The sequence below is a fragment of the Brevibacillus sp. HB1.4B genome, from assembly GCF_013284285.1.
In the GTDB taxonomy this organism is placed as follows: domain Bacteria; phylum Bacillota; class Bacilli; order Brevibacillales; family Brevibacillaceae; genus Brevibacillus; species Brevibacillus porteri.
This window is the reverse complement of record NZ_JABSUT010000008.1, coordinates 1-19436: the sequence shown is the minus strand read 5'-3', so window position 1 is coordinate 19436 and position 19436 is coordinate 1. Positions and strand designations below refer to the sequence as shown.

Here is a 19436-nt window from a genome sequence, read left to right as displayed (position 1 = left end):
GAAGAGGACATGGAAGCGAGATCGTATGATTTGTACATCGGTGGAGAATGGGTGAAAGCCGAGAGCTACATTCCCGTCCTTCACAAGTATACGGGCGAGTGCATCGCACGTATTGCCAAGGCCTGTCAGCAGCATGTAACAGAAGCAGTAGATGCGGCGTGGGAGACGTTTAAGGCAGACAAATTGACCCCTTTTCAACGATACAAAATCTTGCTGAAAGCCTCTGAGCTAATGGAGGAACGTCGGGACGAGATGGAGCGATCCTTGATTCGCGAAGTGGGCAAAACGCGCAAGGACGCGATGAATGAGCTGGACCGGACGATCAATACACTGCGCTTGTCGGCAGAGGAAGCCAAGAAAATTCACGGGGAAATGATTCCGCTGCAAGCAACAGATGGCTCGGAAAACCGTTTGGGCTTTACCATTCGGGTGCCAAAGGGAGTGATCGGTGCCATTACGCCGTTTAACTACCCCTTGCTACTCAGCACGCACAAGATTGCGCCAGCGCTAGCCGCAGGAAATACGCTGGTGGTTAAACCAGCTACAGTCACGCCTATCGCAACCTTTCTATTGGTGGATATCCTGGAGGAAGCGGGCTTGCCAAAAGGCTATGTAAATATCGTGACGGGGGCAGGCAGTCAGGTAGGGGAATGGCTGCTGGATGAAGAGCGCATTGCCATGTACACCTTTACCGGGTCAGGAGAAGTCGGTCGTCGCATCAAGGAGCGAAGTGGCATGCGTCCCGTTGCGCTGGAGCTGGGCAACAACTCTCCCAATATCGTGCACCTCGATGCAGATTTGGAGCTGGCAGCCCGTCAAACAGCCGCCCGCAGCTTTCACAATGCCGGTCAGGCGTGCATTGCTGTCCAGCGCATTTACGTACATGAATCGGTTATGCAGGCGTTCAGTGACTTGTATATCTCACATGTCCATCAGTTGAAGGTAGGAAACCCGGAAGACCCGGAGACGGATGTCGGACCGATGATCAGTGAAAAAGAAGCGAGTCGTACTGAGGAATGGGTACAGGAAGCGATTAGCCAAGGGGCCAGATCGCTCTTGCCTGTCAAACGGGAAGGAGCTCTCTTCTATCCGGCTGTGTTGGTGGATACAAGGCCAGAGATGAAGGTGGTTTGCCGGGAAGTGTTCGCGCCCGTCGTTACGATCATTCCGTACAGTAATCTCGATGACGCGTTTGCCCAAGCCAACGATTCGGAGTACGGCTTGCAGGCGGGGATTTTTACCCGTGATTTGAACATCGCGATGAAAGCGGCACGGGTGCTGGAGTATGGTGGTGTGGTGATCAACGACGTATCGACCTATCGTAATGACGTCATGCCATACGGCGGAGTTAAAAACAGCGGACTGGGCAAGGAAGGCCCGCGTTACGCAGTCGAAGAGATGACAGAAGAGCGAATGGTGGTGATCAACCTATGAGCGGGCAACTTCTGCAAGGAAAAACGGCGATTGTAACAGGGGCCGCGTCAGGAATGGGCAAGGCCATTGCGAAGCTTTTTGCGGACGAGGGAGCCAACGTCATCCTGGCTGATTTGAACAAAGAGGCGGCAGTAGCGGTCGTTCAAGAGCTGCCACAAGGGAAAGGTCATGCGGTGCAAACGGATGTGGCAGACGATACGAGCGTTGCTGCACTCGTAAATGAAACGCTCGAAGTGTACGGATCGATTGATGTCCTGGTCAACTGCGCGGGTGTTCCCCAAGCGTTTACCCCCATTGAGGAGCTGACTTTGGAGCAGTGGGATCGCATCATGTCTGTGAACACGAAGTCGATCTTTTTGACGACAAGGCATGCGGTTCCCCACATGAAGGAGAAGGGGAAAGGCAGCATCATCAATATCGCTTCGATTGCCGGGATTCGCGCCCGTCCGGGGCTGAATGCGTATTGCGCGTCCAAGGGGGCCGCTATCATGTTGAGCAAGGCACTGGCGATTGAGCTCGCTCCTTTTCAAATCCGGGTCAATGTCATCAATCCAGGTCCGGCAGAGACGCCGATGCTCGGTAAGTTTATCAATGGAGATGAAGCGGAGGTAGAGTCCGGGAAAAAAGATATTTTCATCAGCAGTGTTCCATTGGGCATGTTGATTCAGCCAGAGGATATCGCGCAGGCGGCCCTCTATTTGGCTTCTGATCTATCCAAAATTGTCACGGGCGAGGTCATGAATGTAGACGGTGGAAGAGGGATCTAGTAAAATGAACTAAATTTTCATATTATTTAAAAAACAAAAGAATCAACAGGGGGTACTATCGCATGTTTCGGAAGAAGGGGAGCTTCGTGCTAGCGAGCATCATGTCTGTGTCTTTATTTCTGGCGGCATGTGGAGGAGGAGGCGGTCAACAGACTGCCCCGCCTGCGGGACAAGCCGGGGGGACAGAAGCACCGAAAAGTGACGGCCAAAGCTATGTATTCAAAGCAGGGCATTCACTGACGGAGGATCATCCATACCATTTGGCATTGAAAAAAATGGCCGAGGATGTCGACAAGCGATCGAACGGAAAAGTGAAAATCGAGGTGTATCCGCTGAGCCAGCTAGGAGCGGAGCGTGAATTGACAGAGGCGCTGACCTTTGGAACGGCGGATATGTCGATTACCTCGACTGCGCCCGTGATGAACTTCCATCCGAAGCTGGGTGTGTTGGATCTCCCATTCTTGTTTGATAGCCGTGAGCAGGCGTACAAGGTACTCGACGGACAAGTCGGGCAGGACATCCTCAAGGATTTGGAAAACGCCAATCTGGTCGGGCTGGCTTGGGCTGAAAACGGCTTCCGCCATATTACAAACGGCTCGAAGGTGATCAAGAAGCCAGAGGATGTGGCAGGGTTGAAGATACGCACGCAGGAAAACCCGATCCATCTGGCTGCATTCGAAGCATTGGGAGCGAAGCCGACCCCAATGGCTTGGACAGAGGCACTGACGGCACTGCAACAAGGAGTCGTCGATGCCCAGGAAAATCCGGCGATTGTCGCACAGACCTACAAGCTATATGAATCCAAACAAACACAAATGGCCTTGACCGGACATGTGTACTCCGCGGCGATGATCTTGTTCAGCAAGCCTGTATGGGATAAGCTCCCGGCAGATGTCCAGCAACTTCTTGCAGAGGAAGCCAAAAAAGCGGGTCAGTATGAGCGCGAGTTGATGATCAAGATGGAAGAAGAGGCCATTTCCAATATTAAAGCAAAAGGTGTAGTCATTACCGAGGACGTTGATAAGCAAGCTTTCCGCGATGCGATGAAGCCTGTCTACGACAAATTTTCCGGGCAGTTTGGCAAAGAGCTGGTGGATCAAATTGTAAATACAAAATAAACGGCAGAAGGGAGACGAGCCAGTCTGGCTTTTCTCCCCTTTTTCCTGCGAAAGGAGATTGTGTGTGGGCAACCTTGTTTCCAAAATAAACAGCATCCTTCGTTTTTTCATCATTGCCCTTCTAGCTATTATGGTGATCGCTGTCTTCCTGCAGGTGCTATTCCGTTTTTTGCTCGACCAGCCCTTGGCCTGGACGGAGGAATTGGCTCGGTATTTGCTAATCTGGATTACGTTTCTAGGCTCAGCATACGCGATGTCGATCAAAGCACACATCGGTACGGAATACATTCAAAAGTACTTGTCTCCTCGCATGAACAAGGTGGTGCTGGTTATTGCCGCTTTGTGTAGTCTCGTCTTCTTTCTCGTCATGGTTCAGCAAGGCTACTTGTTATCTGCGAGAAGCATGACACAAACCTCACCCACTCTGCTCGTTCCCATGGGGTATGTATACATGGTGATTCCGATCAGCGGTGCCTTACTCATCATGAACGTGATCCATGTGACATGGAAAGACATTACCGGGAAGGAGTGACCAGATTGTGGGTACGATTTTGTTTGTAACACTGTTGGTGCTCCTGATCCTGAACGTACCGATTGGGGTGGCACTGGGGTTATCTGTCGTTGTCGTGTTTATGCTGGAGGGAAACATCCCTCTTCTGGTTGTCATTCAAAAAATGTTCAACGGGACAGATTCCTTCCCGCTGATGGCGATCCCGTTCTTCCTCTTGGCAGGAAAATTGATGGAAACAGGCGGAATCTCGGCTAGGCTGATTCGTTTTGCGAATACGATTGTCGGAAATCTGCCTGGAGGATTGGCAATCGTGGCGGTTATGGGGTGTACCTTTTTTGCAGCGATATCGGGTTCTTCTGCCGCGACAACAGCAGCAGTAGGGGGAATTTTGATCCCGCACATGGTCAAAAAAGGGTATGATGTCCGGTTTTCTGCGGCCTTGCATGCAACAGGTGGAACGATCGGTGTCATGATCCCTCCGAGTGTGCCGATGGTTTTATATGGGGTAGCAGCGAGTGCTTCGATTAGCGACTTGTTTATTGCCGGGATCGGGCCGGGCATTCTCGTAGCGATTTCGTTGATCCTGTACTCGTATTGGATCAGTAAGAAAAACGGCTGGGGTGGCGGAGAGAAGCATACGCCCAAAGAGATATGGGAGGCATTCAAGGACGCCATTTTGGCGATACTCATGCCGATCATTATTCTTGGTGGTATATACGGAGCTATCTTTACTCCGACAGAAGCGGCAGTGGTAGCCGTGATTTACGGTCTGGTCGTCGGTCTTTTCGTCTACCGGGAGATCAAGTGGAAGGACTTAGGGGAAATATTCGCGGGTTCTGCCAGCATGACAGCGGTCATCATGCTGATTATCGCTACCGCCAATGCATTTGGCTACCTGATGACGAGGGAAAACATCCCGCAGGAAATTGCACAATTCATGCTGGGGATTACCGATAGTACGATCATCACGTTGCTCATTATTAACATCTTGCTGCTCATTTTGGGGACGTTTATGGAAACGGCGGTTACGATCATTCTCCTGACACCGATCCTGCTGCCGATCACGAATTCTTTGGGCATTGATCCGGTGCTATTCGGGGTGATCATGGTCGTCAACTCTGCGATTGGTATGCTGACTCCACCGGTTGGGATCAATTTGTTGGTAGCAGGAAATATTGCGAAGCTCCAGAATACGGAGATTGAGCGAGCGGTGATCCCGTTTTTGGTCATCATGATCGTCGACTTGATGCTCATCACTTACATTCCTGAAATCAGCTTATTCCTTGTTAACTTGAGCAAGTAACGGAGGGGGAACCAACGTGGATTACAAGCAAGCGTTAGTGGGACTGCTGGGGGAAGAACGAGTATCGACCAACCCCACAGTACTGGAGCACCACAGCCATGATGAATCGTACCATACCCCGCATCTTCCGGAAGTGGTCGTGTTTCCGCAGACGGCAGAGGAAGTCAGTCACGTCATGAAGCTGGCCAATGAAAAGCGCATTGCGGTAACGCCGTTTGGCATGGGGACCAGTCTGGAAGGCCACGCGATTCCTTATGCGGGCGGTATTAGTATGGATTTTTCCTTGATGAACGAAGTGCTGGAGGTGCGACCGAAGGATTTCCTCGTAAGAGTCCAGCCCGGTGTGACGCGTACCCAGCTCAATAAAGAATTGAAAAAGCACGGATTGTTTTTCTCCGTCGATCCTGGAGCGGACGCGACTTTGGGTGGGATGGCGGCTACAAACGCCAGTGGAACAACCTCTGTCCGCTATGGCGTGATGCGTGATCAAGTGCGCGATCTGGAAGTGGTGACGGCGGATGGGCGTATGATCCGTACAGGGAGTATGACAGCCAAATCCTCCTCAGGCTACCATCTTACGGGGCTGTTTGTCGGGTCGGAGGGAACGCTCGGTGTATTCACAGAGCTGACCTTGCGTGTCTACGGTATTCCTGAGGCGACAACGGCGGCGCGCGCCAGCTTCCCTTCTGTTCAGGATGCCGTCGATACCGTTGTGGATATTCTCGGAGCGGGTATTCAAGTAGCGCGAATCGAGCTGGTTGATGAACGTTCCATCCAGCAAGTGAATCTGTATAAGGAAACGAGCTACCCGGAAGCACCGACGCTGTTTATCGAGTTCCATGGCAGTGAACAAGGTCTCGCGTATGATATCGACTTTGCGCAGAACATCGCCGATGGACATGGCTGCACGCAGTTTCTTTTTGAAACCGATTCGAAGGCGCGGACGCAGCTCTGGGACGCTCGTCATAACCTGGCGTATGCCTTCCTGCACAAATCCCCCGGGAAAAAGCTGATGGTGACAGATGTTTGTTTGCCGATCTCTGAGCTGGCAGGAGCTGTTGTGGATGCGCGGCAAGCGATTGATCGCGCTGGGCTGGATGGAGCGATAGCAGGGCATGTCGGGGATGGGAATTATCACGCTATCCTGATGATCGACCTGAATGACCCCGAAGAAGTGGCGCGTGCCGAGGAAGTAAATGCCCATCTGGTGGAATACGCATTGAGTCGGGGAGGAACCTGCACCGGAGAGCATGGTGTGGGTGTGGGGAAAATCAAATACCAGCGCAAGGAACATGGAGATGCACTGGACGTCATGCAAGCCATGAAGCAAGTGCTGGACCCGAACGGAATTTTGAATCCGGGAAAAATTTTCGGGAAATAACAGAGAGCCTGCATTCTGAACGTTTGTCGGAATTGGTAATATCCCCTTTGAGTAGGTAGTGTTAAAAGCCCGCCCCACTAACGGTGGGTGGTACACTCTACTTGGAGGGGATTTTATCATGGCTAAAAAAGGTCAAACATTCAAACGATAGCGAAGGAATTGGGAATACCTGGCAATACCTAAGTTAAGCAGTGGGTCAGAAAGATGAACAGTGGCGAAGGGGGTGGGGATCAACGAGGGAAAAATCACTCTGATGACAACCCTTTTATTGGGCGTCCAAGAACCAAGTTTGCTACCGTGGAGGAAGAAAGGGATTATCTAAAGGCGCAGGTAGAATACCGAATCACACTGGCTGCTTAGGCTTTTTTAGTTCTGTCTGCTTGACAGGCGTAAGACCATTATGGAGGGCCTACGACTTAACTTCTTGCCGAGTCAGATTCTAATTTTTTCCGAATTAACGCTAAATATTTCCTTTTGCATTTATTTACTCCTTGTTGAGATATACCCAAATGCTGTGCGACTATTTCTTCTGGAACGCCATGAATCACTACTTGCTCAATAATGAATCTTGCTTTAGCTGGAAGGGAATTCAACATTTCTTCTACATGCAACTTAGCATCTACAGAAGACATTTGATTCTGCCCACAGGCATTTTCTATGATCGGAAGCTCTCGGGTGGAAATCTTCTTTGCTTGATACTGCAATCGCCAAGCGATCCTTCTTAAAACTCCTCTACACTTCTCTATTAATAACTCATCGTTCATGCTTTTCACCGTCCTACCTTATAGGTAAAAAAAGAAGGTAAAAAACAACTGATTTTCATAAAATATTCCATCTTTTTTCGGATGGATTACTTAAGAAACATAATAAAACGTCATTTCATCACGTTTTCGTATCACATTAGAAATTTTTTTTGGCATTGGTTGTAAAAGGGCCTCGTTTTTTTCCTTTATGTATGAAAGCGACAAATTGACCGGTCAAACAAAGTCGCTTATTACATTTAGATAGGGGAAATAAATATGAGCTTGCGTGGAAAAAAGATTTTCGTTGATCCAGGTCATGGTGGTACAGCTTCTGAAGGTAAAAATCGTTGTGGCACTTACGCTGTAGGTACTTCTGGCAAAAAATCTGGAAATGAAAAAAGTTCTGCCCTTTCAATCGCTGAAGTCCTGGTAGAGTACCTGGAAGAGGCTGGTGCAAATGTTAAGATGAGCCGTACAACGGATGATCCAGTTTGCTTAGATGAACGTGCCAAAATGGCAAATAAATGGGGCGCTGATATCTTTGTTTCCCTCCACCATAACAGTAGCACCAATACAAGCGCTAATGGTCTCTCGGCACACTATTATAAATCCGAGGATAAAGCACTAGCGGAAGCTATTCTTCCAAGAATCGTAGATTATACCGGCCTCGATACATGGGGAAGTACAGGAATTAGAAAGGACAACTTCCAAGTACTGCGGGATACTGATATGCCGGCAACATTGCTTGAATTGGGTTTCATGTCCAATCCAGATGACGATGCGTTTATTGCTGACTACGACAACAAAATTGACATGGCCGGCGGTATCTACCGTGGTATCCGAGATTATTTTGAATAAAAAATGCTAGAAAGAATATAGCATCAGAGAAGCCCCTGGAGGATCTCCCCAGGGGCTTCTCTTTTTAATAAACAGTCCTTTTCAAACCTCATGGCTTTTCTCGAATAAAGAAATCAAGAAGGACAAAATTTTTCTGTGCATCTTCTATTGCCAATGTAGCTTTACTTAGGTGATTAGTAGGTAACTGATTTATCGGAATGCGAGTTTGGAAAGTTCCATCTTGATTTACTTTGATCGTACCCGTTATCAGATCTTGGACACCATCGTTCACAGAATAAGATAATGTATCAGGATGTCCCACTCTTCCCGAAATTTCTAACTCTTCACCAACCAGCATGTTCGTATAGGGAACAGGGGTATCTATGGTTAGCCAGTCGTTACTATTAGTTTTAAAGGCTATTTCATGCTCTGTATGCCAGGCATTTTTAGCTTCCTCAGAAGATACCCTAGCAGATACAATTACTTTCCCATGCAAGGTTGAGGGAATTTTTTCTAGTGTGATTTCTCTCATGTATTGGAATATTTTACCCTGTGGTTTTATTTCTTCCTGAAACAATATATTACTCAGATCGTCTTGTACTGTTACGTTGTAGGAGTAATCAGGCACTCCATAAAAATGGATAGTCATTACTTTGTCTTCAATGACTGAAAAGTTTTTTGGACTACGAATTTCAGCTAAATTGGACTGATCTTCAAATAGATTCGTAGGATTCTCTTCGACAAATGTAACATAACCATTTGGATGATCTATGACTCTCTCATTGCATCCAAAGAGAGATAAACAAAGCAACGTGAGTAAAGAAAGATACACCCTAAATTTTATCGTGTGCACAATCGATCAACTCCTCTTTTAATAAACGCGTGATTATGAAGACAAATATAAGACGTGTATTTCCATAAAAAGGTTTCCCTCTGCCCCCTAACGCAGAGAAGAAGGAAGAGCCTAGGAAGCCTTGAGAAGCCCCTGTAGGCGGCTCAGGGAGCATGATGATACTTATTCTTATGCGAAAAAAACCCTCAAATCTGAGGGCTTTTTCAAAACATCAACGGCTGCTTTTATTGGAAATAATCAAGCATTGCACGACGGACACCACGAGCAAAATCTTCAGCTGCTTCATCCAACGTTGGACCGAGGTCTTCCAAGGCTGATTCATTAGTAATGAACTCAACCTCAATCAGTGCTCGTGGGTAGTTACCGCCAGAAGGATAACGGAGAACACCTAGTGATCCACGTGGTGTATCCGAATCTTTAAGTACTCCCCTGTCTCGTGTACCAAGGGAATTGACCACTTCTCGCTGAATGGTTTGCGCAAAGCCTTTGTCTTGCGAACGGTTTCCAGCATAGATGGATTCTGTTCCCTTAGCTGTGGAACCTGCTGAATTAAAGTGAACGCTAATGACACCATCCACATCTTTCTGTTGTCCCAGTTTCCAGCGATCATCAATTGATACCTTGCTATCATCATCCCGCGTCAAGTAAACCGTTGCGCCGAAATCTTCGAGGGTCTCAGCAACAGCCTGTCCAAACAACAGGGCTAAGTCTTTCTCGTAAACATCTTCGCCATTCAAAGTGCCGATTGCTCCAACGTCTGAACCGCCATGACCTGGGTCGACCAAAAACTTCAATTCAAAAAAATTATTTATCTATCCCCTTGCAGGCTACTCAGTTTCCATTCTTTATCTTCTTTTGTGAACATTAGTTCCAGCGTTCCAGAGTACGTCTCATCGTTTATCCAAACTTCGTAATTTGTAATAAAGCGTCCATCCTTATATATATCGAATGACCTTTGACGAAAAGTGCTTCCTTCGGTTACGAACGGAATACTTATAACCTCGTTATTCGCTTTATAAACAAATTGCTTTCCTTCTACAGCAGCTTCTTTGGAAATAAACTGTTTAACTTTTTCAGTCTCACCTTTCATCATGGCTCGAAACATTTCTCTTATCTGTAGATCAACGATATCTCGAATTTGGTAGATTTGAGCGTTAGTTTCGTTTTTTTGTTTTTCCTTAACCAAAGAGGCTTCAAGTTCTTTATTTGTGTTTTTTAATTGGGCTATTTCAGCTTGTAACTTTTCAATCTCAGCTTGAGACGTTTTTACGTTACTGTCATTAGAACAAGCTACCATTCCTAAAGCCATTAGGATAAACATGCTCAGAACTAATCTCTTTTTCATTTCTAAACCTCCAATGATTCCATCTATGTTATTGAAGAGAAGATGAACCCAAATGCATAACCACCATACGCCAAATTTACCATAATTTATATAATCCATAAGTTGGAAAAGTGATGGCTTCTATAACACAAATCAAAAAAATCAGGTCAATCAATCGTACTATCGTTCCTCGTTTTTCCAGAATGAGATTAAAAATGTAATTTTTTATGGAAATATAGTTGCTTTTTCCCTGTTGTATTTACCTAGTATGTTGGGACGGTGAAAATTATGAATGATGAATTAATAATAGAGTTCACAGCAATTAGGCATTTCACAACAAGGGGTAAATAAATATAAGCGAAAGTATTTGGAAGTTCTTCAGAAAAAGATAGTCTCAGATAGGGTTTCTTCATGACATTTCGCATATCCAGTTAGAGCAAGTCTAACTAGATCTTTTTCATGTACACCGCTCTATAATAATTTTCAAAGACTGGTTGTATTTGGTCTCTATTTTTCTCCTTTATTGATGAAAGCAACAATGACACTCAAATTCATAGTTGCTTACAAAAAATTAGGGGGAAATGAAATGGCAGTTAAGCAATATTCAAAAGTATTTGATATGCAGTATTGGAGTCAAGCTGATGAAAAATGGAGTTCTAACTACACTTCTTGCGGTAATACGATGAGAGTTGAAGGGTGTGTAATTACATCCGCCGCTATGATTTTCGCTTTCTATGGTAATAAAGTCGATCCCGAGATCTTGCAGCAACAGCTAAAAGCAGTGAATGGAAGAGCTGATTGTCCATTTGATTGGGCTGTAGCACAAAAAAAATATGGTCACAAATACAGCGGGAAATTCACCGGAACCTTCGAAAAGTTGAAAAAGGATATGATGGATTGTGTGATTAACAAAGATATTCCGCTTATGGTACGTGTTCCTAATCATACAGTTGCAATCAGAGGATTTTCGGGTCTTATAGAAGTTGTAGATGGCTTCCCGAGATTCGAGCTGATTACACCATCTATGTTCCTCGTTCATGATCCTGGTAATTCAAAGAATAAAAACCTTCAAGATGTAATCGATCAACGTGGCGAATTTGAATACTACAACTATTACACGAAATAAAGAAACCTCCCTTGTCTAAGAGAGGTTGAGGCTGCCGACTTCCTCGGCAGCCTCTTTTTAAAACTTAATTTCCATCATTAATTTCATTGCCATTTTCAGCGACTTTGATTTCTTTTTTCAGCAAAGCTAAGTCGCTAATGCTTTTTCGATCAACTAGCAGAATTGATAATTCATCAAGACTGAGTAACGGTTTTATAGAAGTTACCTTTGTGCCTCTTATATCTAAATAATTTAATTTAGTTACAGACTGTATAGATGTAATGTCTGTGATGGGAGCATTCATCATTTGTAAACGTTCCAAATTCGGTAGTTCTTTTACAAAATTCATCGAATTAATAGGATTATTTGATACATCTAAGAAAGTAAGATGGGGTAGTTTAATTGATGATAAAGCTGTTATTTTATTATTTCGAATGGTTAAGTGCTGAAGAGATTTACTATTCTCAAGCATTTTCAAATCTGATAAATCTCCCTCATTCAGTGAGAGGCTTATTAGTTTACTGTTATTTAAAACAGGTAACTGAGCTTCCTGAAAACCAGCGATTGAAAGATATTCTAGTTCACTTAAATCCTTTAGAAATAGATAATCTTTAACATTGATTCTATTCAAAGATAGCGTTTTAAGGTTTTTCATTTTAGATAGGACAGATAAATCAATCGGTGCATCTCTTTGTTCCAGAGGAACATTATCTATATCTAATGTGAGTTCTTCGATATTGAATAAATCCTCCATTTTGATGTCCTGCTTTTGCTTATTCAGTGATTTAGATAAAGATTCTAATAATAACGGGGAGACACTCTCCGCTTGGGATTGTTCTTTCGGCAATTCATTCAAATTCGTTTCGTTGGCTTCGCATCCAGTTAGTACACCTAAAATGATCAAAAGAGTTATAAGCTTTTTCAAATTCATCCCCCATTTTTCAGGACATCCTAGTGGCTATCCTGTCATTAACTGTATGACGTTAGATTCCATAAATTGGTTTCTCGCTTTTTTTATTCTAGGAGCCTGCACCGGAGAACATGGTGTGGGTGTCGGGAAAATCAAATACCAGCGCAAGGAACACGGAGAAGCACTGGACGTCATGCAAGCTATGAAACAAGTGATGGACCCGAACGGTATTTTGAATCCGGGAAAAATTTTCGGGAAATAACAGAGAGCCTGCATTCTGAACGTTTGTCGGAATGTGGGCTTTTTCTTTTGCGTAATGTGTCGAAGAGGAGAGGAGAAAAAGGAAAAATGCAGAATGTAGAAGATTGGTAACTGGTGCATTACATTCTGGTGTGGCAGGGAGGCAAGTATGAAGTCTATTGTTGAAATTGCCAAGAGTGCAGGTATCGAAGAACAGCATTTGGAGCTATACGGAAAGTATAAAGCCAAACTATCAGATGAGCTATGGGAGCAAGTGAAGGATCGCCCTGATGGCAAACTGATTCTTGTTACAGCGATGAACCCAAATCCGGCGGGAGCAGGGAAGACGCTCACGACGATTGGTCTGTCACAATCATTAAATTATCTCGGGAAGAAAACAATGGCAGCGCTTCGCGAGCCGTCCTTGGGTCCTTGCATGGGGATCAAAGGAGGCGCAACGGGAAGTGGCCAAGCACAAATTCTCCCGGCTGATGAAATTAACCTGCATTTTACAGGGGACATTCATGCGATTACAGCTGCACATAACTTGTTGGCAGCGATGATCGACAATCATATTTTCCATGGCAATCCGCGCGGGCTCAATCCAAAGAAAATCGTATGGAAACGGGCAATGGACATGAACGACCGCGCATTGCGTAACATCGTTGTTGGTCTGGGTGACGGCAATGGGATGACGCGTGAGGATGGCTTCATGATTACGACCGCGTCAGAAATCATGGCGATTTTATGCTTGAGTGAGAATCTGGCAGACTTGCGCGAGCGGTTGAACCATATCATTATTGGCTACGATTTCGATGATCAGCCTGTACGGGCAGAAGAAATCAACGCGGTCGATGCGATGTGCGTTCTCTTGAAGGAAGCGATTAAGCCCAATCTCGTACAGACAATCGAGGGAACTCCGGTCATTATTCACGGCGGACCTTTTGCCAATATCGCGCATGGGTGTAGCAGCGTGATCGGAACCAAGATGGCCTTGAAGCTGGCGGATTACGTCGTAACAGAGGCGGGCTTTGGTGCTGATCTGGGAGCGGAGAAGTTTTTTGACATCAAGTGCAGAAAGGCAGGCCTGACTCCATCGGCTGCTGTCGTGGTCATTACGGTTCGCTCCTTGAAATTCAACGGCGGGGTAAAAGTACCTGACCTGGCAGTGGAGAATTTGTCTGCTCTGGAAAAAGGCTTCGAAAACGTCAAGCGCCATCTGGAAAACCTCCAGAAGTTCGGTGTGCCAGCAGTGGTGGCCATCAATCATTTTGCGACAGATACCCAAGCAGAGATTGATGCCGTCATTGCGCTATGCCAAGCCGCCGGAGCTGAAGCAGCACTCTCCAAAGTATGGGCAGAAGGAGGAGCTGGCGGTGTCGAGCTGGCTGAAAAAGTGACGCGTGCAGCAGAGCGACCTTCGTCCTTCCGATTCTTGTATGAGGAAGACCTCAGCATTAAAGACAAGATTGAGACTGTCGTGAAAGAAGTATACCGTGGATCAGGGGTTGTCTTTTCGCCGCTGGCATTGAAAACAATGCAAAAGGTAGAAGAAATGGGCATGTCCCATCTGCCTGTGTGCATGGCAAAAACACCGTACTCCTTTACGGATCGTGCTGATCTATTGGGGGCACCTGTTGACTTCACAATCCAAGTGAGCGAAGTGCGCATATCAGCAGGAGCTGGTTTTATCGTCGCATTGACCGGAAGCTTGGTTACAATGCCAGGCCTCCCGAAAAAGCCGGCTGCGGAATCGTTATATGTAGACGAGGATGGGCAAGTGATCGGATTAAGCTAATCAAAAAGTTTGACAAAAAGCTGACAACTGTAAAAGGTTGTCAGCTTTTTTTCCATTTTGAGGTTTATTAGCGAAAAGTTATGGGAAATGAAAGGTGAGATTGAAAAAAAGTGGACTTTAACTGAAAAAACAACAAGGAATGACAAAGGCAAACCTGTTGAAAGGCAGGGACGCAAAGCCACGGGTCTAAGGACGAAAGTCAAATGACTTTCGCAGCTAGGACAGCCGGGTTGCCATACCGTAGTCATGATGGGCTGTCGGTGGGCAGTCTTTTTTTTGTTGAAAAAACAGAAGGGAGAAGTGAATCGGTATGAAAAATAGTTTGAAGAATAAGCTAATTATCGTTTTGTGCCTGCTGTTGGTTATTAGTTTGGGTACGGTTTGCGGTGCAAGCTATTGGAGTGCTTCCAATCTTTTGGCAGACAGTCTGGACAAAGAAGCTGAGTTGTCAGCTAGCAATCTCTCGATACGTATCGATGGTTTCTTTCAAGAAAAAATTAGTATTGTAGATGCGGTGGGAGGGCTGATGTCGGCTGATCAAAATGTCGAACAGGACCTGAAACTTATTCAAGAAGCTCAAAAGGAAAATCCCGAGTTTGAGACGTTCTTCTTTTCGCATGACTTAAGCGGTAAGAAAGTAATCAATTTCAAGGGAGAAGTGACTGACATCTCGGATCGTCCGCATATTAAGGAAGCCAGCAAAGGGGAAGGGAAGGTTGTTGTCTCCGAGCCAGTCATTTCAAAGCGAACAGGGAATAACATCGTGACTCTTGTCGTTCCATTGATGAAGGACAATCGTCAATACGGTTATATCGGTTCTACTATTCCTATCAATGAAATCCAAAAAAAGGTGTCCGAAGAGAAATTTGGCCAAGCTGGTTACGCCTTTTTAGTAAGCAAAACAGGAACATTTATTTATCATCCGAAAAGCGAGTACATTCTGAAGGAATCGATTCTCGACATGGGTATTCTTGAGCTTCAGACAGCTTTTGAAGATATCAAACAAGGGAATCATGGAATCGCCCAATATAAATACGAGAATGTAGAGCGATTTGCTTCCTATGCTCCTACCAGTTTGAACTGGGGCCTATACATCACTGCACCCGTAGCGGAGCTGCATGCGCCTGTCGATCAATTGTCAGTCCGATTGATGGTGATTTCCCTCATCGTGTTGGCGATTGGGGTTGTCCTCGTTTATTTCTTGGCTGTACGCATGGTGAAACCAATTGAGCGTCTGAATCACGCAGTAAATGTAGTGGCGCAGGGGAACTTGAAAGAGACAGTAACGGTTGAGGGAAAAGACGAGATTGCAGTTCTGTCACGTGACTTTAACCAGACGGTATCGCACTTGAAAAATTTGATCGAAGACGTATCTCTGTCGTCTGATCAAGTACAGCGTTTTAGTCAGGAAGTATCTGAAGGTATTAAACAAGCGACGGAAAACATCAACCAAATCGGTTTGTCTATTGCACAGATTTCTGAGGGAGCAGAGGCGCAGGCCACCAGCTCGCAGGATGTCGCGTTGTCAATGAATGATATGGCAGCAGGCATCGTGAAAATCGCGGAGACGTCTGCACATGTTTCAGAGGCTGCCCAGGTAGCAACAGAGCAGGCAGAGCAAGGAACTGCTGTGGTAGAGCAGGCAGTTCGCCAGATGGGAAGCATTGGCGAGGGAACATCGAAGGCGACAGTAGCCATCGAGCAGCTCAACAATCGTTCCAAAGAAATCGAAGGCATTCTCGATACGATCAGTCAGTTAACCTCGCAAATCAATTTGCTTGCCTTGAACGCTTCGATTGAGGCAGCACGTGCCGGCGAGCATGGACGTGGGTTTGCCGTGGTTGCCGGAGAGGTGAAAAAACTGGCGAATCAATCCGAAGAATCCGCATCCAAAATCGCAATGCTGATCGGAGAAATCCAGCAGGATACTCGTCACGCGGTAGAAGTCATGACCGCGGGCAATCAAAACGCTCAGCAAGGTATTCAACTGGTCGAAGAGGTTCGCGAAATCTTCGGGCATATTTTGGAATCTTCCCGTAACGTTGCTGCGCACATTTTGGAAGTATCCGCAGCATCTGAGCAAATGTCAGCAGGCTCCCAACAGGTGAGTGCTTCTGTAGATGAAATGCATAACATTGCAAAACATGCTTCACTCGACGCGCAAACAGTGGCAAGGGCGACCGAAGAGCAACTTCAAGCCATCCAGGAAATTGGCCAGTCTGTCGAGCGTTTGAACGCAGTGGCAGAAGAATTACAGCAAGGAATTGGTAGGTTTACTGTGTAAGAGGCAGCTCGACAGGTTGTAAGTCCTCTTCTTTGAAAGGGGGGATGCCATTAGGGGATGATGGAGTTTGTTTCTGATAACTAAATTCATACCGTTTAACAGGAGGAGAAACCAGATGAAAAAATTTACAAAAACAATCTTGGCGAGCACACTCGCTGCAACTATGCTCATGACAGGTGGAACAGGTGCTTTTGCCGCAACGGCGGTTAAGCCTGTGCCAACCGTAGCTGCTGAAGCTGCTAAAAAACCGCAAACGAAGAAGTTTGAGTCTCGTTTGGACGAAATCATTGCGAGAGGCTATATCCTCGTAGGTACTCCAGGTGACTACAAACCATTTACATATTTGAATCCAAAAACGAACGAATTCGAAGGTTACGATATCGATGCGATGAAAGAATTCGCAAAAAGCCTGGGAGTAGAGGCGCGTTTTGTCCAAACATCTTGGCCAACACTGATGAACGATCTCTTGGCAAATAAATTCGATATTGCTGTCGGAGGCGTTACGCGCAACACAGACCGTCAGAAAAAAGCGCACATGAGCGATCCTTACATTCAGTTCGGTAAAGCTCCACTCATCCGCAAAGAAGACAAGGACAAGTACAAGAGTGTAGCAGACATCAACAAGCCAGAGGTGCGCATTGGTGTGAATCCAGGTGGCACCAACGAAAAATTCGTTCGTGAGCATCTGACAAAAGCAACTGTAACAGTTGAACAAAACAACCTCGACATTCCTGGTCTGGTAGCAAGTGGTAAGTACGATGTGATGATCACAGATACGCTGGAAGCAATTGTGTATTCTAAAGCAGATTCCCGCCTGTATCCAGCTCTGACCGACAACCCGTTCACGAAGAGTGAAAAAGCGTACATGATCCATCGTGGAGACACCATCTTCGCTAACTACCTGGATCTGTGGATGGACGAGATGAAACTGCAAGGCAAGTTCGATGAGCTTTACAACAAATGGGTAAAATAATCCGATAACAGACAAGCAGCCTGATCTTAGGCTGCTTTGTTATTTTTAAAAACGGTAGCATCACAAAATCAGGCAATTTGGGTATATATGCAGTTTGCTTTTTCAGTCATTGCATGGTACGATTACAGCTATGTTCTTTAGGGTGCTACGTACAATCGGGGATAAAAGGGCATGTTCCGGATCGTAAGGAATAGTGCCCTTTTTTTTGAGAATTTTATAGATGAAGGTATTGATAAAGGAGACTGACATTCATTGGCGACTTTTAATGATTTTGGCTTACATCACTCCATTGTTAGAGCGTTGAGCAACATGGGCTTCGAAGAGGCTACAGCGATTCAGGATCAAACGGTTCCTGTAGCACTGCAAGGTCGTGACCTGATCGGTCAGGCACAAACAGGTACTGGTAAAACAGCTGCATTCGGTATTCCATTGATTGAACGCTTGGATGAAACAAGCGGAAATATTCAAGGGGTTGTTTTGACTCCAACACGTGAGCTGGCTGTTCAGGTTGCAGAAGAGATTAATAAAATTGCCCAATTTAAAAACATCTCTGCACTGCCAATCTATGGTGGTCAAGACATCACTCGTCAAATCAAAGCGTTGAAAAAACGTCCACAAATCATCGTAGCAACACCTGGTCGTTTCATGGACCACATGAGAAGAAAAACCATTCGTCTGGATGCCATTGAGGTTGTTATTTTGGACGAAGCAGATGAAATGCTGAACATGGGTTTCATCGACGACATCAAGGAAATCTTGAAAGAGGTTCCAGACAATCGTCAAACCCTGTTGTTCTCTGCTACGATGCCGAGAGCGATCCAAGAAATTGCACAACAGTTCATGAACGAACCAACCATTATTCAAGTGAAAGCAAAAGAAGTAACCGTGCCAAACATTGCACAGGAATACATGGAAGTAGCTGAAAAGCAGAAGTTCGATGTACTGTGCCGTTTGCTGGATATTCACTCCCCTGAGTTGGCTATCATTTTTGGTAGAACCAAGCGCAGAGTTGATGAGCTGTCCGAAGCCCTGACCAAGCGCGGTTATGGTGCAGAAGGTATCCATGGTGACTTGAACCAAGCGAAACGCGACAGCGTGCTCCGCAAGTTCAAGGAAGGTACGATCGAAGTACTGGTAGCGACTGACGTGGCTGCACGTGGCTTGGACATCAGCGGTGTAACGCATGTATTTAACTTTGATATTCCACAAGACTCCGAGAGCTACGTTCACCGTATCGGTAGAACGGGACGTGCTGGTAAAACAGGTCTGGCAATCACGTTTGTGACTTCCCGTGAAATCGACCATCTGCGTCTGATTGAGCGTACAACAAACCGTCGCATGGAGCGCCGTGCGGTTCCTTCGATGGCTGAGGCTTTGGAAGGTCAACAAAAGATGACGGTAGACAAAATTCTCGAAGCATCTGGAAGAGACGATCTGTCTGCTTATAAAACACTGGCAGAGCAATTGCTGGAGGATGTCGATTCCGTAACACTCGTATCCGCAGCACTCAAGCTGTTGACTAAAGAACCAGATATGACTCCTGTTCGCCTGACAGAAGAGGCTCCTCTTCGTGTAGGGAAGAAAAAGCTGCCTCCAAAAGGAAAAGGTGGCTTCGGTTCCGGTTCCGGTTTTGGCGGAAAGCGCCCATCTCGCCCACGCAATGGCGAATATCGTCCACGCGGCGGCGAATCTCGTCCACGCAGTGGCGAATCTCGTCCGCGCAGTGGTGACTCTCGTCCACGCAGCGGTGACTCTCGTCCACGCAGCGGTGACTCCCGTCCACGCGGTGGCGAATCTCGTTCACCACGCAGCTAAGAATCGAGTGGTATTGTAAGCAAAGACTGGTGTGCACTTG

The 19436-nt window shown here is 46.1% G+C and carries 18 protein-coding genes, 1 pseudogene and 1 riboswitch; of the genes and pseudogenes, 14 read left to right on the top strand and 5 right to left on the bottom strand.

Annotated elements, in window-relative coordinates; genetic code table 11:
• Positions 1-9 precede the first annotated feature (9 nt).
• From HP398_RS19260 to HP398_RS30700, 7 genes are all read left to right on the top strand, one after another.
• A complete protein-coding gene (locus tag HP398_RS19260) occupies positions 10-1434 on the top strand; it encodes an aldehyde dehydrogenase family protein (RefSeq protein ID WP_173623398.1) in 1425 nt (474 codons plus the stop codon).
• The gene (locus HP398_RS19255; protein WP_173623397.1) at positions 1431-2201 is read left to right on the top strand and encodes an SDR family oxidoreductase; all 771 of its coding nucleotides are present in this window, start codon (positions 1431-1433) and stop codon (positions 2199-2201) included. Before HP398_RS19260 ends, HP398_RS19255 begins: the two co-directional genes overlap by 4 nt.
• Before the next feature lie 62 nt (positions 2202-2263).
• Positions 2264-3319: a TRAP transporter substrate-binding protein gene (locus HP398_RS19250; RefSeq protein ID WP_017252548.1), complete on the top strand. Its 1056-nt coding sequence runs from the start codon at positions 2264-2266 to the stop codon at positions 3317-3319.
• 64 nt (positions 3320-3383) lie between these two features.
• The gene (locus HP398_RS19245; protein ID WP_048035245.1) at positions 3384-3851 is read left to right on the top strand and encodes a TRAP transporter small permease; all 468 of its coding nucleotides are present in this window, start codon (positions 3384-3386) and stop codon (positions 3849-3851) included.
• Between the two features lie 7 nt (positions 3852-3858).
• Positions 3859-5133: a TRAP transporter large permease gene (locus tag HP398_RS19240; protein ID WP_017252546.1), complete on the top strand. Its 1275-nt coding sequence runs from the start codon at positions 3859-3861 to the stop codon at positions 5131-5133.
• Positions 5134-5149: 16 nt separating this feature from the next.
• The gene (locus HP398_RS19235; RefSeq protein ID WP_173623396.1) at positions 5150-6514 is read left to right on the top strand and encodes an FAD-binding oxidoreductase; all 1365 of its coding nucleotides are present in this window, start codon (positions 5150-5152) and stop codon (positions 6512-6514) included.
• A 204-nt stretch (positions 6515-6718) separates the two neighbouring features.
• A complete protein-coding gene (locus HP398_RS30700; RefSeq protein WP_017252544.1) occupies positions 6719-6874 on the top strand; it encodes a hypothetical protein in 156 nt (51 codons plus the stop codon).
• A 56-nt stretch (positions 6875-6930) separates the two neighbouring features.
• Here the strand turns inward: HP398_RS30700 and HP398_RS19230 are convergent, their stop codons facing one another.
• On the bottom strand, positions 6931-7278 hold the full coding sequence (locus tag HP398_RS19230) for a hypothetical protein (protein WP_017252543.1): 348 nt from the start codon (positions 7276-7278) through the stop codon (positions 6931-6933).
• A gap of 255 nt (positions 7279-7533) precedes the next feature.
• Between HP398_RS19230 and HP398_RS19225 the strand changes: the two genes are divergently transcribed.
• Entirely contained in the window at positions 7534-8115 is a 582-nt protein-coding gene (locus tag HP398_RS19225) for an N-acetylmuramoyl-L-alanine amidase family protein (protein ID WP_017252542.1), read from the top strand.
• An 88-nt stretch (positions 8116-8203) separates the two neighbouring features.
• Here the strand turns inward: HP398_RS19225 and HP398_RS19220 are convergent, their stop codons facing one another.
• The 3 genes from HP398_RS19220 to HP398_RS19210 all read right to left on the bottom strand — a co-directional run bounded on the left by HP398_RS19220 (position 8204) and on the right by HP398_RS19210 (position 10292).
• Complete coding sequence (locus HP398_RS19220) at positions 8204-8947, bottom strand: hypothetical protein (protein ID WP_017252541.1); 744 nt, start codon at positions 8945-8947, stop codon at positions 8204-8206.
• Positions 8948-9171: 224 nt separating this feature from the next.
• The gene (locus HP398_RS19215; RefSeq protein ID WP_173623395.1) at positions 9172-9732 is read right to left on the bottom strand and encodes an N-acetylmuramoyl-L-alanine amidase family protein; all 561 of its coding nucleotides are present in this window, start codon (positions 9730-9732) and stop codon (positions 9172-9174) included.
• Between the two features lie 23 nt (positions 9733-9755).
• A complete protein-coding gene (locus tag HP398_RS19210) occupies positions 9756-10292 on the bottom strand; it encodes a hypothetical protein (protein ID WP_173623394.1) in 537 nt (178 codons plus the stop codon).
• A 565-nt stretch (positions 10293-10857) separates the two neighbouring features.
• Between HP398_RS19210 and HP398_RS19205 the strand changes: the two genes are divergently transcribed.
• Positions 10858-11397: a C39 family peptidase gene (locus HP398_RS19205; RefSeq protein ID WP_017252539.1), complete on the top strand. Its 540-nt coding sequence runs from the start codon at positions 10858-10860 to the stop codon at positions 11395-11397.
• Between the two features lie 64 nt (positions 11398-11461).
• On the opposite strand, the gene HP398_RS19200 is transcribed toward HP398_RS19205, so the two are convergent.
• The gene (locus HP398_RS19200) at positions 11462-12307 is read right to left on the bottom strand and encodes a leucine-rich repeat domain-containing protein (protein WP_082192265.1); all 846 of its coding nucleotides are present in this window, start codon (positions 12305-12307) and stop codon (positions 11462-11464) included.
• Positions 12308-12398: 91 nt separating this feature from the next.
• Between HP398_RS19200 and HP398_RS19195 the strand changes: the two are divergent.
• From HP398_RS19195 to cshA, 5 genes and pseudogenes are all read left to right on the top strand, one after another.
• Positions 12399-12548, top strand: a pseudogene (locus tag HP398_RS19195) (FAD-binding oxidoreductase); the annotation flags it as partial.
• Between the two features lie 147 nt (positions 12549-12695).
• A complete protein-coding gene (locus tag HP398_RS19190; RefSeq protein ID WP_017252536.1) occupies positions 12696-14324 on the top strand; it encodes a formate--tetrahydrofolate ligase in 1629 nt (542 codons plus the stop codon).
• Between the two features lie 137 nt (positions 14325-14461).
• Positions 14462-14562: riboswitch (cyclic di-GMP riboswitch) on the top strand.
• A 72-nt stretch (positions 14563-14634) separates the two neighbouring features.
• Positions 14635-16608 carry a methyl-accepting chemotaxis protein gene (locus tag HP398_RS19185; protein ID WP_017252535.1) on the top strand — a complete coding sequence of 658 codons (1974 nt, stop codon included), beginning with the start codon at positions 14635-14637 and terminating at the stop codon, positions 16606-16608.
• A 115-nt stretch (positions 16609-16723) separates the two neighbouring features.
• On the top strand, positions 16724-17581 hold the full coding sequence (locus HP398_RS19180) for a transporter substrate-binding domain-containing protein (protein WP_017252534.1): 858 nt from the start codon (positions 16724-16726) through the stop codon (positions 17579-17581).
• A 252-nt stretch (positions 17582-17833) separates the two neighbouring features.
• The gene (gene cshA / locus HP398_RS19175) at positions 17834-19396 is read left to right on the top strand and encodes a degradosome RNA helicase CshA (RefSeq protein ID WP_173623393.1); all 1563 of its coding nucleotides are present in this window, start codon (positions 17834-17836) and stop codon (positions 19394-19396) included.
• Positions 19397-19436: the final 40 nt, after the last annotated feature.